Source organism: Halomonas sp. 3F2F (genome assembly GCF_014897805.1).
Taxonomy (GTDB): Bacteria; Pseudomonadota; Gammaproteobacteria; order Pseudomonadales; family Halomonadaceae; genus Vreelandella.
In genome coordinates this window covers 149,970-167,200 of record NZ_JABUZE010000130.1, presented here as the reverse complement: position 1 = coordinate 167,200, position 17,231 = coordinate 149,970, and the positions used below count along the sequence as shown (strand labels likewise).

Annotated in this window: 13 protein-coding genes; 5 read left to right on the top strand and 8 right to left on the bottom strand. The window is 53.6% G+C overall.

Annotated features, from left to right (window positions below):
• Entirely contained in the window at positions 1-744 is a 744-nt protein-coding gene (cmoA, locus tag INT21_RS13275) for a carboxy-S-adenosyl-L-methionine synthase CmoA (protein ID WP_089037589.1), read from the bottom strand.
• Positions 745-858: 114 nt separating this feature from the next.
• On the opposite strand from cmoA, the gene pgi reads away from it, so the two are divergent.
• From pgi to serB, 5 genes are all read left to right on the top strand, one after another.
• Positions 859-2,553 carry a glucose-6-phosphate isomerase gene (gene pgi, locus INT21_RS13270; protein ID WP_193085328.1) on the top strand — a complete coding sequence of 565 codons (1,695 nt, stop codon included), beginning with the start codon at positions 859-861 and terminating at the stop codon, positions 2,551-2,553.
• Positions 2,554-2,722: 169 nt separating this feature from the next.
• The gene (parE, locus tag INT21_RS13265; protein WP_089037591.1) at positions 2,723-4,618 is read left to right on the top strand and encodes a DNA topoisomerase IV subunit B; all 1,896 of its coding nucleotides are present in this window, start codon (positions 2,723-2,725) and stop codon (positions 4,616-4,618) included.
• Positions 4,619-4,838: 220 nt separating this feature from the next.
• On the top strand, positions 4,839-6,806 hold the full coding sequence (locus tag INT21_RS13260; RefSeq protein ID WP_089037592.1) for a methyl-accepting chemotaxis protein: 1,968 nt from the start codon (positions 4,839-4,841) through the stop codon (positions 6,804-6,806).
• A gap of 74 nt (positions 6,807-6,880) precedes the next feature.
• Entirely contained in the window at positions 6,881-9,136 is a 2,256-nt protein-coding gene (gene parC, locus INT21_RS13255; protein ID WP_226912563.1) for a DNA topoisomerase IV subunit A, read from the top strand.
• A 3-nt stretch (positions 9,137-9,139) separates the two neighbouring features.
• A complete protein-coding gene (gene serB / locus INT21_RS13250) occupies positions 9,140-10,345 on the top strand; it encodes a phosphoserine phosphatase SerB (protein WP_193061253.1) in 1,206 nt (401 codons plus the stop codon).
• A 49-nt stretch (positions 10,346-10,394) separates the two neighbouring features.
• On the opposite strand, the gene INT21_RS13245 is transcribed toward serB, so the two are convergent.
• From INT21_RS13245 to INT21_RS13215, 7 genes are all read right to left on the bottom strand, one after another.
• A complete protein-coding gene (locus INT21_RS13245; protein WP_319022197.1) occupies positions 10,395-11,228 on the bottom strand; it encodes a DUF6694 family lipoprotein in 834 nt (277 codons plus the stop codon).
• A 143-nt stretch (positions 11,229-11,371) separates the two neighbouring features.
• Positions 11,372-11,758, bottom strand: a complete 387-nt coding sequence (locus tag INT21_RS13240; protein WP_089037596.1) for a Na+/H+ antiporter subunit G — start codon at positions 11,756-11,758, stop codon at positions 11,372-11,374.
• Between the two features lie 28 nt (positions 11,759-11,786).
• A complete protein-coding gene (locus INT21_RS13235) occupies positions 11,787-12,056 on the bottom strand; it encodes a K+/H+ antiporter subunit F (protein WP_038485667.1) in 270 nt (89 codons plus the stop codon).
• On the bottom strand, positions 12,050-12,547 hold the full coding sequence (locus INT21_RS13230) for a Na+/H+ antiporter subunit E (protein ID WP_089037597.1): 498 nt from the start codon (positions 12,545-12,547) through the stop codon (positions 12,050-12,052). The genes INT21_RS13235 and INT21_RS13230 overlap by 7 nt, the downstream gene beginning before the upstream one ends.
• Positions 12,544-14,055, bottom strand: a complete 1,512-nt coding sequence (locus INT21_RS13225) for a monovalent cation/H+ antiporter subunit D (protein WP_089037598.1) — start codon at positions 14,053-14,055, stop codon at positions 12,544-12,546. The genes INT21_RS13230 and INT21_RS13225 overlap by 4 nt, the downstream gene beginning before the upstream one ends.
• Positions 14,052-14,384 (bottom strand): Na+/H+ antiporter subunit C, encoded by a 333-nt coding sequence (locus INT21_RS13220; RefSeq protein ID WP_038485658.1) that lies wholly within the window; start codon positions 14,382-14,384, stop codon positions 14,052-14,054. The genes INT21_RS13225 and INT21_RS13220 overlap by 4 nt, the downstream gene beginning before the upstream one ends.
• Positions 14,384-17,215, bottom strand: coding sequence for a monovalent cation/H+ antiporter subunit A (locus INT21_RS13215; protein WP_193067906.1), 2,832 nt, complete (start codon positions 17,213-17,215; stop codon positions 14,384-14,386). Before INT21_RS13215 ends, INT21_RS13220 begins: the two co-directional genes overlap by 1 nt.
• Positions 17,216-17,231: the final 16 nt, after the last annotated feature.

Sequence of the window (17,231 nt, the reverse complement as noted above, 5' to 3'; positions counted from 1 at the left end):
TTAACCCTCCTTGAAGGCGATCAGCGAGGTAAAGTTCAAGTACTGGAACCAGGTCATTGAGCGAGGAAAGCCCGCTAGGGCTAAGCGGCCATGTAAGGCATCAAGCGTGTCGGGAATTAGCACGTTTTCCAGCGCAGTGCGCTTTTGGCTGATTTCCATATCGCTGTAGCCATTGGCGCGCTTGAAGTCATGGTAGCGCTCAACCCGCCACGCGTTGTCCCGTTCATCGGCATCGATGGTTTTCTCCGATAAAATCAGTACGCCGCCCGGTTCAAGGGCATCGTAAAGCCGCTTCAGCAGCGCATCGCGATCGGCAGGGGGCAGAAACTGCAGCGTAAAGTTGAGAATGATCATGCCGGAAGGCGCATACTCAAGCGTGCGTATGTCGGCCTCCTCGATCTGCATGGCATGGTCTGGGCACTCTTCCAAAAAGGTTTGCTTGGCCCTAGCCACCATAGCGGGTGAAAGGTCCACACCGGTATAGCGAAAGGCATCGGCGGGAAGTGCGCCCGCCAGTGCTAGGCCGGATGCGCCCAGCGAGCAACCTAGGTCGTAAACGTGAGCGCCATGGCGCAAATGGCGTTGGGCAATTAAGCTCAACATGCCGAGGATTTGCCCGTAACCGGGCACTGAACGGCGGATCATATCAGGGAAACACGCAACGACCTGTTCGTCGAAGGAGAACCTTGCCACCTTATCTAAGGGTGTTGAAAAGATAGCGTCGCGGTAAGATGCATCACTCATGGGCAAGCCAGGATTATTAATGAGGCTGCGTAGTTTACGCGCCCTTGATACACCAGAACAGACCTGTTTATAACAGATTCCTGCCGCACGGAAGGACGCCAAAGGAGAGGGCATATGGCTTCAGCAACACGCACAACCCCCGATACACTACCCGCATGGCAGACGTTGAAGCATCATGCTGACACGCTACAACACGTACACTTAAAAAATTTGTTCGGTGATGATGACAGTCGCTGGTTGAACTTCACGCGCCAAGTGGCAGGTTTAACCTTGGATTTATCTAAACAGCGTTGGGATGATGACACCCTTGAACACTTGCTGGGGCTGGCGCATGAAGCGGGGGTGCCAGGGGAGATTGATGCGTTACTAAGTGGGAAGCGTGTCAACGTCAGTGAAAATCGCCCCGCACTACATACAGCTTTAAGGTTACCTGCTGATGCCACGCTGGAAGTAGAAGGGGAAGATGTGGTGGCCGCTGTGCATGACAGCCTTGCCCAAATGGAGCGTTTGGTACAGCGCTTGCAGGCGGGACAGTGGCGTGGTGCAACCGGTAAGCCGATCCGGCATGTGGTGAATTTAGGTGTCGGCGGCTCGGATCTTGGCCCGTTAATGGTCACCCATGCGCTGGCAGATTATCGCCCAAAAGAGGGGCACTCATTGGACGTGCACTTTGCGTCGACCATGGATGGCTCCCAGCTGGCGGATTATCTAAGTCGCTTTAATCCTGAAACAACCCTGTTTGTTTTATCGTCCAAGTCGTTTACCACTATCGACACGCTTTCCAATGCTAATACGGCCAAAGACTGGCTATTAGGAAAGCTTTCTGAGCATGGCGATCTTCCCAGTGCCGCGCCATTAAGCGCAGAGTTAATTGTTCGCCAGCACTTCATTGGTGTGTCGGCGAGCCCTGAAAAGATGAGTGAGTGGGGTATTTCCTCAGATCACCAACTGATGTTCTGGGACTGGGTCGGCGGGCGCTACTCCTTGTGGGGCACCATCGGCCTACCGATTGCGCTGGTCGTAGGCATGGATAACTTCCGCGAACTGTTGGCGGGTGCCCATGCAATGGACTGTCACTTCCGTGATGCACCGATGGAAGAAAACCTGCCAGTACTGCTGGGGTTAGCGGGTATCTGGAACGTCAATTTCCTGGATATTCGTGCCCATTCGATACTGCCCTACGATGGACGCTTAGAGTACTTTGCTGCCTATCTTGAACAGCTTGAGATGGAATCCAACGGTAAGTCAGTGACCCGCCAAGGCCAAGCGGTGAATTATTCAACGTGTCCAGTGCTGTGGGGGCAGCTTGGTCCCAACGCTCAACACGCCTTTTATCAGTTGCTTCACCAGGGCACCCAGCCGGTCGTATGCGATTTTATAGCACCGCTGAAGCGCTACGATGAGGTGGAAGACTTGGATACACGTCGCCATTTAAAAGCGCAGCACCGCCTAGCGCTGGCGAACTGCTTTGCTCAGTCACGAGTGCTGATGCTGGGGGATGATGCCCTAGAGGATGATGGCCCCCGCCCAGAGCACAAGCGCTACCGTGGGAACCAGCCCTCTACAACGGTCCTGTTGGACAAGCTAACACCCTTTACGCTGGGGGCACTGATTGCCCTGTATGAGCACAAAGTGTTTGTACAGGCGGTCATTTGGGATATTAACCCGTTTGATCAGTGGGGCGTTGAGCTAGGTAAGAAAATTGCCACCGATACCCAGGCAATCATTGATGGCGGCGGTGATATTTCCCGTATGGATGCTTCCAGCCGTGGCCTGATTGAGGCGTTTTGGGCGGCAGAGCAGGAGTAGCACGCTATTGTGATTTTCATGGCTGGATATACAGCTTTTTGCTTTTCCGCTATCCTGTGCCCTTTTGCCAGCCGCTAATGACTCGTTTCAGTTCGTTTTGTTTCAGTACGCTTTGTTTCAAGTACTTAAGAGCGGCTGCTAGCGCTATTTTTTTAGGAACCGATGTTACATGACCCAGTTTGATGCCTCCCAGTACGGCGCGAGTTCCATCGAAGTCCTGTCAGGGCTCGAGCCGGTGCGTAAGCGTCCCGGTATGTACACCGACACCTCGCGGCCCAATCACCTCGCTCAAGAGGTTATTGATAATAGTGTTGATGAGGCCCTCGCAGGGCACGCAACGGCTATCAGCGTGGTGCTGCATAGCGATGGCGCCATCGAAGTGCAGGATAACGGCCGCGGTATGCCGATCGATTTGCACCCTGAACATGGCGTGTCGGGCGTCGAGCTCATCTTTACCAAGCTCCACTCGGGTGGCAAATTTTCCTCCTCCAGCTATCGCTTCTCGGGTGGTTTGCACGGGGTTGGCGTATCGGTGGTTAATGCCTTATCGCGCCGTTTAGATGTTGAAGTGACGCGTAATGGCGCGCGCCATGCCATGGCCTTTGAGTTTGGCGAAAAAGTCGAAGAGCTACACGAAATTGGTAAAGCGGCGAAAAAAGCGACGGGCACTCTCGTGCGTTTCTGGCCAGATGAGAGCTACTTTGACAGCCCAAAGCTTGCCCTTTCAAAGTTAAAGCACTTGTTACGTGCCAAGGCGGTACTGTGTCCTGGGCTGGCGGTTACGCTGATAGAGCCTGATGGCACCAAAACTGAATGGGCCTATGCCGATGGCTTAAAGGACTACCTAGCTGAAGCTACCGATGGCTATGAAGTGGTGCCGAATGAACCCTTTGTAGGCCATTTTAGCGACGACGAGCATGGCGTTGACTGGGCGATTCAGTGGTTGCCCGAAGGTGGCGACGCGTTGTTGGAAAGCTACGTAAACCTGATTCCCACACCCCAGGGCGGCACGCATGTTAATGGCTTCCGTTCAGGGTTGTTGGAAGCGCTGCGGGAGTTCTGCGAATACCGCAGCCTGTTGCCCCGCGGCATTAAGCTAACCGCCGATGATTTATGGGAACGAGCCTCTTTTGTGCTCTCGGTGAAAATGCTTGATCCTCAGTTTGCCGGACAGACCAAAGAGCGGCTCTCCTCACGCACGATTGCGGGCTTCGTGTCTGGGGTGTTGAAAGATGCTTTCTCGCTGTGGCTTAACCACCACATTGAACAGGCCGAACAGCTGGCCGAAATGGTGATCAGCGCCGCCCAACAGCGCCAGAAAAAGTCCAAAAAGGTCGCCCGTAAAAAAGTGACTTCTGGTCCCGCGTTGCCAGGCAAGCTCGCCGACTGTTCCGGCCAGGATCCTGCCCTAAGTGAGCTGTTTTTAGTCGAAGGCGACTCGGCAGGTGGTAGCGCCAAACAAGCGCGCAACCGTGAAACTCAAGCCATTCTTCCGCTGCGCGGCAAAATCCTCAATACCTGGGAAGTCGATACCCACGATATCTATGGCTCTCAGGAAGTGCACGATATCGCCGTGGCGATTGGTGCCGACCCCGGCAGTGCAGATCTTGAAAAACTGCGCTATCACAAAATCTGCATCCTGGCGGATGCGGACTCCGATGGCTTGCACATTGCAACGCTGTTGTGCGCGCTGTTTGTAAAGCACTTCCCCAGCCTGGTGGATGCCGGGCATGTGTTTGTCGCCATGCCGCCGCTTTACCGAATCGATTTAGGTAAAGAAGTGCACTATGCCCTGGATGAGAGTGAGAAAGCCGCCATTCTCAAGCAGTTGGCGAAAAAACGTGGCACGCCCAATGTTCAGCGTTTTAAAGGCTTGGGTGAAATGAGCCCGCTACAGCTGCGTGAGACCACTATGTCAGTGGAGACCCGTCGTCTGGTGCAGTTAACGTTGGAAGAGGGCGATGGCACGATGGAAATGATGGATATGTTGCTGGCCAAGAAGCGCGCCGGTGACCGCAAAAAGTGGCTGGAAGATTACGGCAATCTCGCTGATGTAGAGGTGTAGTTACAGATATAGAGGCGTCATTAGTCTGGTTGTAATGACTGTTTTTGCGACTGTTTTCGCAACAGTTGCAAAGCCAGTTATAAAGACCGGAGGCGTGAGACCAATCTGCTAGGCAAACGTTAACAGGCATTATTACAGTGCCATGCTATTTGGCCGATAGTTGAATAAGTAGCTTACATACTAAGACGCGTAAAAAACGCTCATAGACAGGGGAATAGCTTTGTTCAACACAATCTCTCGGCAGTTAACGTTGTCTGCAGTGGTGCTCACACTACTAATGGCTGTCAGTATTTACGGCGTGATGGCCTGGCGTGGTCAGCCGTTGGTGATCGATGCAAGTCAGTCATTGATTGAGCGTACGGGCGGCTCTATCGTGAATGCGCTGAATGGCCAGCTGGCTCGCGTCGAGGGGAATACCTCGAGCTTAGCGGCGTTGGCCGAATCGCTTCCTCAAGATGAAGCGATTTACCAGCAAGCACTGCCCAATGTGGTCGATGATAACGGCAATATGACAATTGCCGGAGGCGGTATTTGGCCTGAGCCAGGCGCATTTTCGCCGGGTGTCGAGCGCTTCAGTTTTTTCTGGGCACGTAATGCTCAAGGAGCGTTGGAGTTTCTGGATGACTACAACGCAAGCACTATTGCGCCTTATCACGACGAAGCATGGTATAGCAGTGCTCGCGATGCGACGCCAGGGCAGTGCGTTTGGTCTGCTGCCTACCGCGATCCAGCGACAGGGGTTGCCATGGTGACCTGTAGTGTTCCGTATTATATCGATGGTGCTTTTTCAGGTGTAGCGACCATTGATATGCAGCTAGGCGGCGTGGCCGAGTTTCTTGCAGAAAATGGCGGTGGCACAGGCGGTTACGCCTTTGTACTGGATAATGAGCGCAATGTCATTGACCTGCCGGGGGTGGAGCAAGCCGCTGATGAGATGAAAAGTTTAGCTGACGTTGCCCGTGATATGCCCTGGCTTCAGCCCGTTGTTACGGCGATCACGGCTGGCCGTGAACAGGCGAGTGTCGAAAATGCAGGTGTGTTAGCAGAAGCTGCTGAGGTGCGTTTATTTGACATGCCACGTACGGGGTGGACGCTGGGGTTAGTAACGCCTAGCGAGCAAGTCACGGCTTTGGCACGCACGTTAACACGTGATTTACTGCTATTTATTGTCCCCTTGTTGGCACTTTTGCTGGGGCTTGGGTGGTGGGGTGGGCGTATTTTGCTAGCGCAAATACGCAGTACTACGCGTCAAATCGATCAGCTGGGGCAGGATGACTCGAGTCGCGAGCTGACGATCTATCGCGAGGATGAGATTGGCGAACTGCGCCGTGCTGTTAATCGATACTCGGAGAAGCTACAGCGGCTATTTGGTGATGTGCGGAGCGTGGCCGATGCCATCGCCAGCGAGTCCACTGAAATCGCGGCAGGCAATACGGAGCTTTCTAGCCGAACAGAACAGCAGGCGGCTTCTCTTCAGGAGACGTCATCAACGATGGAAGAGATGGCGGCTACGGTGAAGCGAAACGCTGATAACGCTCAAGAGGCCGACCTGCGGGCAAAAGAATCGGCGGATAAAGTAAAGCGCGGCGGCCAACAGGTATCAAGGCTGGCGCAATCCATGGAAGCGATCAACGAAAGCTCTGTTGAAGTCGCTTCAATTGTTCAAGTAATTGAAAATATTGCTTTTCAAACCAATATATTAGCGCTGAATGCCTCGGTAGAAGCAGCGCGTGCGGGTGAGCACGGAAGAGGCTTTGCGGTGGTTGCCAGTGAAGTACGTGAGCTTGCCTCGCGCAGTGCTGCATCGGCCAGAAATATTAATGGGCTGATCAAAACCACCTCTGAGCAGATCGCGACGGGCAGTGGTTATGCTCAACAAGCTGAGTCGGCTATGAAAGAAATTGTGGTCGCCATTGAGGAAGTAACGGCACGCATTAGCGAAATCAGCCAAGCTTCCAGCGAACAAACCAATGGCATTGACGAGATTAACCGTGCGGTAACGCAGATGGATACGGTGACCCAGCAGAATGCGGGCTTGGTTAGCCAGGCCGCAGGGGCTGCTAATGAACTGTCGTTACAGGCCCAGCGCTTAAAAGGCTTGCTGGACGAGTTTCACGGCGGTGCGCAAGCGGTATCCCAGGCTCCAGCACTGTCGAATGCATCGCATGAAAAGTATCAATTAACATAGCGTGCCATGCTAAGTGGCCGCGTGTCCGCTTATCAGCCGCCCCGACTGGGGCGGTTTTGTTGTTAAGGTAGGATATGATCGACATGGATATTCAGGTAGCAGAGGGTGACGTCGAACGGCTGTCCCTGCGCGATTACACCGAAAAAGCGTACCTCGACTACTCGATGTACGTCATTTTAGACCGCGCCTTGCCCAATATTGGCGATGGGATGAAACCTGTGCAGCGGCGCATTATTTACGCCATGCGTGAATTGGCGCTGCACGCCAATGCCAAGTACAAAAAGTCGGCGCGTACCGTCGGTGATGTGCTGGGTAAGTTTCACCCCCATGGCGACAGCGCGTGCTATGAAGCAATGGTGCTAATGGCCCAGTCGTTTAGCTATCGCTATCCGCTGGTGGATGGGCAAGGCAACTGGGGTAGCCCTGATGACCCCAAATCCTTTGCTGCCATGCGCTACACCGAAGCCAAGCTGTCTAAGTTTGCAGAAGTGCTGCTCAGCGAGTTAGGCCAGGGCAACGTGGACTGGACCCCCAACTTCGATGGCACGATGCAAGAGCCGGTAGTGCTTCCAGCGCGTTTGCCGCACGTGTTACTCAACGGCGGTACCGGCATCGCGGTTGGGATGGCAACCGATATTCCACCTCACAACGTGACTGAAGTGGTAGAGGCGACCTGTCACCTGTTGCGGAACCCGGAAGCGACCACTGTCGACCTGATGGAGTTTGTACCGGCCCCCGATTTCCCCACCGATGCCGAAATCATCACGCCGAAAGAAGACCTGCGCAAGCTCTACGAATCAGGCCGCGGTTCGGTCAAGCTGCGCGCTCGTTATGTGCGCGAAGAGGCCAATATCGTGATTACCGCTGTGCCTTATCAGGTCAGTGGTGCCAAAGTGTTGGAGCAGATCGCCGCGCAAATGCAGGCCAAAAAGCTGCCGATGGTAGCCGACTTGCGTGATGAGTCCACCCATGAGGAGCCTACTCGCCTGGTGATTGAGCCACGCTCTAACCGCGTGGATGTTGAATCGCTGATGGCGCACCTGTTCGCCACCACGGATTTAGAAAAGAATGTGCGGGTGAACATGAACGTGATCGGCCTGGATGGTCGCCCCCGCGTGATGCCGTTACCCGATATGCTGAGCGAGTGGCTGCGCTTTAGGCGAGCGACAGTGCGCCGTCGTTTAGAGCATCGTTTAGGTAAAGTCGAAGACCGTCTGCATATTCTTGAAGGCCTACTGACGGCTTACCTCGACCTTGATGAAGTGATCCGTATTATTCGTGAAGAGGATGAGCCTAAGCCAGCATTGATCGCTGCGTTTGGTCTTTCTGAGCGGCAGGCAGAGGCGATCCTAGAGCTGCGATTGCGCCATCTTGCTAAGCTAGAAGAGATGAAGATTCGTGGCGAGCAGGATGAGCTGGAGAAAGAGCGCAAGTCGCTGCAAGGCTTGCTGGGTAGTGAAGCTAAGCTAACCACGTTAATTGAAAAAGAGATCCGCGCGGCGGGTAAAGAGCATGGTGATGCGCGTCGTTCGCCGCTGGTTGAGCGTAGTGAAGCAAAAGCGCTCTCTGAAGTAGAGTTGTTAGGCGCTGATCCGATTACCGTCGTGTTGTCGGAAAAAGGCTGGATTCGTGCGGCGAAAGGCCATGATATCGATCCGGAAGGGCTCTCCTATAAGGCTGGCGATAGTTTCCAACTGGCGGCCCGTGGTAAAACCAATCAACCTTTGGTGTTGCTAGACGACACTGGCCGCGCTTATACCCTAGCAGCGCACAACCTGCCTAGTGCCCGAGGTCAGGGTGAACCCGTTACCGGCCGTGTCAACGTATCGGCAGGTGCGCGCATGGCAGGGCTAATGCTGGCGCCGCCCACCAAGCGATACGTATTGGCCAGCGATGGTGGTTATGGTTTTGTCGCGCAGCTTGAGGCCCTGACAGGCAAGAATAAAGCCGGTAAAGCGGTACTGAGTGTTCCTAAAGGGTGCAGCGTTATGGCCCCAGTGGAAGTGCCGGAAGGCGAAGGCCATTGGGTTGCATCGGTTTCCAATGAAGGCAGGCTGCTGCTGTTCCCGTTAGACCAATTGCCCGAAATGGCCAAAGGGAAAGGCAATAAAATGCTTGATATTCCCGGTCCGCGTGCGGCTCGACGTGAAGAGTTTGTGCGCGATATTGCCGTTGTGGCAGAGGGTGGTGAACTCATTATTCATGCCGGTAAGCGTAAGCTAACCCTGAAAGCCGACGATCTCGCGTATTATCGTGGTGAACGCGGTAGGCGAGGCAGCAAACTGCCTCGCGGTTTCCAAAAAGTAGATTGTTTAGAGGCAGGGGAGTAAGTCATGGCAACACGTTATTTGATTCGTGCGACCGGGGTTGCGCGCCCAGGGCAGTTAGCTGGCCTGGGTAATGCGTTGGCGGCTGGGCGTGCCCGGCTGTTGGATATTAATCAAAGCGTGACGTTTGGCATGCTCTCTTTGGAAATGCTGGTGGGGCTTGATCAGGACAGCGCTTTGGAAGCCGCGCTTAGTGAAGCGGGAGATACGCTAGGCTTAGACGTGCAGGCAATTGCGGTGAGTGGCGACGACTATCAGCGCTGGAGTGAGCAAGCTAGCCAACCAAGACTCATCTTAAGCCTGCTAGCCCCCAAGCTGCCTGCTGGCATATTAGCTGAAGTAGGATCGCTGACCGCAGAGTTTGGTCTCACTGTTGAGCTAATTCACCGTCTTTCAGACCGCGAAGCGCTTGAAGGTGACTCGCCTGCTAACGGTGCTTGCGTTGAATGTTGGCTCAGAGGCAGTGATGTAGAGCTAGAAGCCCTACGCGAAAAGGCGCTCGCGCTAGGTGCCCAGCATGGTGTCGATATTGCTATTCAAGAAGATACTATCTGGCGTAGGCATCGTCGTTTAGTGTGTTTTGATATGGACTCGACGCTGATCAAGACGGAGGTGATTGACGAGCTGGCTCGCCGCCATGGGGTCGGAGATGAAGTCGCCGACGTGACCGAGCGAGCGATGCGTGGCGAGCTGGATTTTCAACAAAGCTTCCGCGAGCGTATGAGTAAACTAGCCGGTTTAGACGAGTCGGTCTTGAAAGAGATTGCTGCCGAGCTGCCCTTAATGGACGGTGTTGAGCGGCTAATGGCGAACTTAAAGCGTTTTGGTTACCGCACGGTGATATTGTCTGGGGGCTTTACCTACTTTGCTCGCCATCTTCAGGAGAAGCTCGGTTTTGACGAAATCCACGCCAACGAGCTGGTCATTGAAAATGGTAAAGTAACCGGTGATGTGAAAGAACCGATTGTCGATGCGCAGCGCAAGGCCGATCTACTAGAGCAAATCGCGCTACGCGAAGGTTTTACTTTAGAGCAGACGATTGCCGTTGGTGATGGTGCCAACGATCTTAAAATGCTGGCAAAAGCGGGGCTTGGGATTGCGTTTCGCGCCAAGCCGATGGTTCGCGCACAAGCTCGCCAAGCAATTTCAACGTTGGGAATTGATGCGGTACTGTATTTAATTGGCTATCGGGAAGCAGATCTGATCGACTGACTGATAGCGCCGCTAAGTGCACAGGCGGTGCTTTAGCACCGCCTTAGCCCTAGTTGGCAGTATGGGCGTTAACACCGCCATACTCCGCACGCAAGGCTTCTAGCTTAGCGGCCTCATTTTCGCTAAGCGATGGCGAGTTCCAAAGTGGCTCACCTTGCGCGTTATTTATCCCCAGTAGCGTTAAGGTTAGCTGTGTATCGCGGGGAATTTGATCATTACCCCAGGGGCCGAAGCGGTTGGGGGCAAGGCTCCATTGTGCGGTCTCGCCGGGGGCTAGGCCGCCAGCAATAACATAGTAAAACGTTTCATCGACCCACGCTGTCTCGCGTCCTGGGCTGGTCAATACGCCATGTAAAAACAGTTCTGATACCTCTTGGTCAGAACCATTCGTTACCTGAAGATCAATCACGGGTTCGAATGCGCCATAGGGGCTGGTGCTGATGTAGTAATCGGCACTTTCAATGCTCACCTGGGCGCGCTGTTGTTGATCGTGTTCAGCCCGCGCTTGTTTGGTTTCTAGACGATCAAGCGTTTGCAGCGCCTGCTCGCGTTCGCGGGCACGGCGTTCGCGCAGCATTTTATCGGCGCGCTCTATAACTTCATCACCCGTTAGGCCATGCATGTAGGCATTCGCTGACTCGGCAATTTCGGCGGCATTCATACGTTGGGCATTGAGTAAATCGATGCCGCTAAACGATGACATGGCAATGATCGTTAATGCTTGATCAAACTCATCGCGCTTGTAGGCGGGGAGTGAGTCGCGCACTTTCTCAACCGAAACTACGGCGGCTGGCATTGAGCTTGTGTCTATTTTGGGGTCTGAGCAACCCGCTATCATCAACGTGGTTAATGACAGTGCCGACAACCTAAGCAGGCTCCACATATAATTACCTCAAAACAGGCTAACAAAACGCAAGGAGCTTACCGGAAAGTGTTGCTTCCCACTACTATCTTGCGTCGTTGACATATAAAAAGCGCTGGCGTTGCAGCCAGCGCTTAGCGATCAAGAACGGCTGTTCCTGTCTTTTAACCATGCCCCTTGTCAGGGTGCGGGACAGGTTTTTCACCAACTTCTTCTGAGCGGAGCTCTACCGGTTTGCCCTGGGTTTTATCTATATGCTTGAGCTGCATGTGAAGACCCGTTTTGGCGAGCAAGTGAGCGCTAACCGGTGCGGTAATGAATAAAAACAGCGTGATTAGCAGTTCTTGTACGTCAGGCTTGCCATCGATACTCCAAAAGTAACCCATTGAGGCGACAAGCATGCAGCCTATGCCGAGTGTGGTGGCCTTGGTGGGGCCATGCAGGCGCATGTAGAAGTCTCTTAGGTGAGCGAGACCCAGCGAGCCGATAAAGACGAAAATACCGCCTGCAACCAACAGTAGTGAAATCAGCGCTTCGACAAAAAACGACATGGGCGCATCTCCTGAGACGTGACACGGTTCATTCGATAATATCCCCGCGTAAAATGTACTTACATACGGCCACCGTGCTGATAAAACCGAGCATGGCAATTAACAGCGCAGACTCAAAGTAGGTCTTGCTGTTGAGCCACAGCCCCAGCAGTACGATCAGCGCAATTGAATTGACATACATAGTGTCGAGCGCCAGCACGCGATCTGGCAGGTCGGGGCCAATGGTTAGGCGATAAAGATTCATCAGTAGCGCCATTACCACTAGCGCTAAAGTGATCACGAGTGCGGCGCTTAGCATTCGTAAATCTCCTTAAGGGGGCGCTCATAGCGCTCGCGAATTTGGGCAATTAGGGCGTCCTCGTCGTCTACATCAAGTGCATGAATGAGCAACGATTTTCCGTCCATCCTTAAGTTCGCTGAAACTGTTCCTGGGGTTAGGCTGATGGTGCTTGCGAGAAGCGTAATAGTGAAACGTTCCTCAAGCATCAGCGGGTATTCAATAAAGTGGGGTTTGACTTTACGCCAGGGGTTAGCAATTAAGTACGCAACTTCGAAGTTGGCGATGACGATATCGCCTAGTACGCGAAACACAAAACGCAACAGTTTAAGCGGTTTACCAATGCGGGGGCGTGCGTCCCAAAAGCGATGGGTCAATAACGGAATAAGGATGGCCAGCGCGCCGCCTAGCACGATCTGACCGAATGCAAAGCTACGCACAAGCAGTAGCCATACCAACAGAAGCAGCAGTGACAGTACCGGCGTAGGGAGCCAAGCGCGGGGGGCAATCATTGGGCGTCTCCAGCATCAGGCAGAAGCGAATTAATCAACAGCTGCGGGTTGGCCAACTGCTCTCCCGTGGCTTGGGTATAGCTACTCACGGGCCCTGCAAAGGCGACCATTAGTGGTGCCGCGCTAAGCAGCCACAGCATGCCAATCCATTGGTAGCGAGAGAGGTTGCTGCCGCTTGGGCTGCCACGGTGGCTGCGCCAAAACAGCGTAGAGCCTGCGCGAGATAGCGCAATTAACGACGCAAGGCTCGTTAATAGTAATAGCGGCCAAAGCCATAGGCGCTCACCACCTTCGGCGGCGTTAAGCATGAGTGCCTTCCCTAACGCACCGGATAGTGGCGGTAACCCGGCCACGGCAATGGCACCGATAAAAAAGGTAAGCGCTAGTGCATTTCCTTGCACCAATGGTCGGCCTTTTACGATGCGCGTGCCGGGTTTGCCCCGCTGTAGGCCAATCATCTCCGCTAGCAGGAAAAGTCCGCCGGTAATCAGCGTGGTGTGAATGAGGTAATAGAGGAGTGCTGATGTCGCGGCCGGAGAGCGCATGCCAATGCCAGCCAGTAGCGTGCCTACCGAAATAAGCACCAGATACGCGACCAGCAGGCGTAAATCACGTGCGGCGATAACGCCAACACCCGCGGCGGCTAGCGTTGCTAGCGCTAACCACCATATCCATGGCTGTTCCAGTGCGACTAAACCGCCTGCCTGATCGCTGAATATCAGTGAATAAACGCGCAAAATCGCGTAAATCCCCACCTTTGTCATAATGGCGAATAACGCTGCCACGGGTGCGGGAGCTGCTGCATAAGCGCGGGGGAGCCAAAAGTAGAGTGGCAAAATAGCCGCTTTTAAACCGAAAACCACCAGCAGCATTAATGCCCCAGCGGTGACTAAGCCTTCGCGTTCGGCGGGCAGGCTGGCCAGCTTATGCGCCATATCGGCCATGTTTAGCGTGCCCGTTGCACCATATAAAATGCCCACGGCGATCAAAAACAGTGAGGAGCCGGCTAAGTTAAGCACGACATAGTGAACACTGGCTTGGATACGTGCTTTACCACCACCGTGCAGCAGTAATGCGTAAGAGGCCAGGAGTAGCACTTCGAAAAATACGAAGAGGTTAAACAGGTCGCCGGTTAAAAAGGCCCCGTTAATGCCTAGCAATTGCCATTGAAATAGGCCATGGAAGTTACTGCCTTTTTCATCATCACCGCCGCAGGCAAAAATGACCGCACCGACCGCTAAAATTGCGGTGACTAACACCATCAATGCCGACAAGCGATCCAGCACCAGCACCACCCCAAACGGGGGCTGCCAGTCGCCCAGCGCGTAGTAAGTAATGTCACCACTCGCCGCTTGGTTGACCAGCGCTATTGAGACGAACAGCAGGAGTATCGAAGCGACAACGCTGACGGTGCGCTTATAGCGCACTAAGCCCTGGCGTTGATAAAGCAACAAAATACCCGCGACTAACGGTAGCACCACGGGTAAAACAATTAGATGCTGAATCATTCGTGGTCTTCCTTTTTGCCGTCGACATGGTCGTTACCTACTTCGCTGCGTGCACGCATGGCCAGGATGACCACAAAGGCGGTCATCGCAAAACCAATCACGATCGCTGTTAATACCAGTGCCTGGGGCAGCGGGTCAGCAATGTTCGTGCCTTCATTTACCAGAGCAGCGCCATCCGTGGTTAAGCCGCCCATGGAAAACAAAAATAGGTTGACCGCGTAGGAGAGCAGCGTCAGACCAACCACAACGGGGAACGTACGCCCGCGCAGTGTTAGATAGAGTCCGCACGCAGTTAATATGCCCGTTGTAATGGCATAGAGCATTTCCATTAGTGGGACTCCTTGTTAGTGGGCGTACTCGAATCATCGCTTGCTTTGGGTTCGGTGACGGGTCGGTGTGGCGTGGTTACTTTACCCAGGTTGGCCAGAATCATCAGCGTTGCACCGACAACCGCTAGATAAACGCCAAGATCAAAGAGCAGAGCGGTAGCCAGTTCAAAGGTGCCAATCAGTGGCAGCGTAAAGTAGCCGAAAGATGACGTCAGGAACGGATAGCCCAAAAGCCAGCTACCCAGCCCTGTGAGTGTTGCAATGGCAACGCCTACCACGGCCACCGGCTGGAAGGGGAAGTTTAGACGCTCTTGTGCCCACTCCACGCCGCGTGCCATATACAGCAAGATAAGTGCGACAGCCGTAATCAAGCCGGCGATAAACCCGCCGCCAGGCTGGTTATGGCCGCGTAAGAAGATAAACGCAGAAACCAGCAGCGCCAGGGGCAGTAACGTCATAGAAATCGACGTTAAAATGGCGGGATAGCGATCAGGCGACCAAACACGACCTTCGCCATCGCTATGTGGGATAAACAACCGTAGCCGGTTTAATAGTTTAAAGATGGCTAGGCCAGCAATGGCCAGCACCGTAATCTCGCCAAGCGTATCGAAGCCACGGAAGTCGACCAATATCACGTTGACGACGTTGTACCCGCCGCCGCCAGGTTTACTGTTTTCAACGAAGAACTCAGAAATCGACAGCGTCTCACGTGTCATCACCGCATAGTTAAGGCTAGCCACCACTAAGCCTAATGCGCCTGCCAGTAACATATCCCGTACGTTGCGCTTAGGGCTTGATTCACGTGGCGTTTTTTGGGGTAAGAAAAATAGCGCTAACATCAGCAGTATCATGGTAACAACCTCTACCGATAGCTGTGTCAGTGCTAGGTCTGGTGCAGAAAAGCGTGCAAAGGTGAGGGCAACGAATAAGCCTACGACCGAAAGCATCAGCAAAGAGATTAGCCGGTAGCGGTGGGCAGCGGCAGTTGCTACTCCCCCGAATATCAGCATGCCGGCACCTAGTAAAACAATGCCATCAATTGGCTGATTACCTTTTGAACCGGTTAGGCCGTCAATGCTGGCCAGGCCAATCACACCCATCAGTAACGCCGCGAAAAGCAGCCAACCCATATAGCGCTGAAGCGAGTTTCCTTCAAGCTTGGTAATAAGCTGTTCGGCGCGATAACCCAGAGTGACGATAAAGCGCTCAAAGATGCGGCGCGCATCAATACTGGGGAATGATTGCACAAAGCGGCGTAGATTCTTATGGCGCCAGTAGAGCGTGATACCCACAACAAAGGCCAGCCCACTCATCATCAATGGTAAGTTGATGCCGTGCCAAATAGCTAAATGGAAATCAAGCGGCTCGCCCAATACGGCTTGGGTCGCCAGTTGTAAAATGCCGGTGGCAAAAAAGGCCGGAAAGAGTCCGACCAAGACACATAGGGCCACTAGGATTTCCACGGGCAGGCGCATTAAATGAGGTGGTTCGTGAGGCGCTTTAGGTGTTGCTTCTTTGGCTGGTTTATAAAATACCGCATGTACCAAACGCAATGAATAAGCCACTGAAAGCATGCCACCTAACGCTGCCAATGCCGGTAGTAACCAACTAAGTCCGCCTAGTACCGGGGTGGCTAGTGTTTCGGTAAAGAACATCTCTTTGGAGAGGAATCCGTTAAGTAACGGCACACCTGCCATGGCTGCGGCGGCCAATGTGGTCAACAGCGCTGTAACAGGCATCGCCTTTTTCAGGCCGCCTAATTGCTTGAGCTCTCGGGTGCCCGTTTCATGGTCGATAATTCCTGCGCTCATAAATAGGGCCGCTTTGAAGGCCGCATGATTCAAAATATGAAACAGAGCTGCTAACACTGCCATTGGGCTACCAATACCCAATAATACGGTGATCAAGCCTAGGTGGCTGACGGTTGAAAACGCCAAAATTCCTTTTAGGTCGGTCTTAAACAGGGCAAACCAAGCGCCGTAGAGCAGCGTGATAGTACCTATGAGCGGCACCACTACGCTCCAAAGCTCGCTGCCAGCAATCGCCGGATGTAAACGTGCCATCAGAAAAATACCCGCTTTCACCATGGTGGCAGAGTGCAGATACGCTGAGACTGGCGTTGGGGCCGCCATGGCATGAGGTAGCCAAAACTGGAAGGGAAACTGAGCCGATTTGGTAAATGCACCGAGTAGAACTAGTCCAAGCATCAGCGGATAGCGAGGATCGGCGACGATGGCAGCGCCGCTGCTAAGTACATCGTCCATTCGATAGCTGCCGGCCATGTCACCCAGCAGTAGGAGACCCGCTAGCAGGGCCAAACCGCCAGCACCGGTAACGGTAAGCGCCATGCGGGCACCTTTACGGGCATCACTACGGTACGACCAAAAGCCAATCAGCAAAAATGACGAAAGGCTGGTTAGTTCCCAGAATAACCAGAGTAAGATGAGGTTGTCTGACATCGAAATGCCCACCATCGATGCCATAAACAGCATCAGAAAGGCATAAAAACGTCCGAATGGCTCATCTTTGTCTAGGTAAAAATGTGCATACAATAAAATCAGCAGACCGATGCCAATAATCAAAAGATTAAACAGCAACGACAGGCCATCTAAACGAAATGCCAGCTCAAGGCCTAGCTCAGGCATCCATGCCGCGTTAAAACGCAGCGCTTCACCTTTTAACAGGGCGGGGATCTGCAACAGTGTCAGCAGCAGGGCAACAGCGGGCAGTATGCTTGTCGCCAGCGAGCACAGGGTGCGGCCGCGCTTGGCATTTAATGCCGGCACCAGCACGCCTAACAGGGGCAGTAAGGCTATCCACAGCAGTGTCATGGGCTTATCCAGCGCA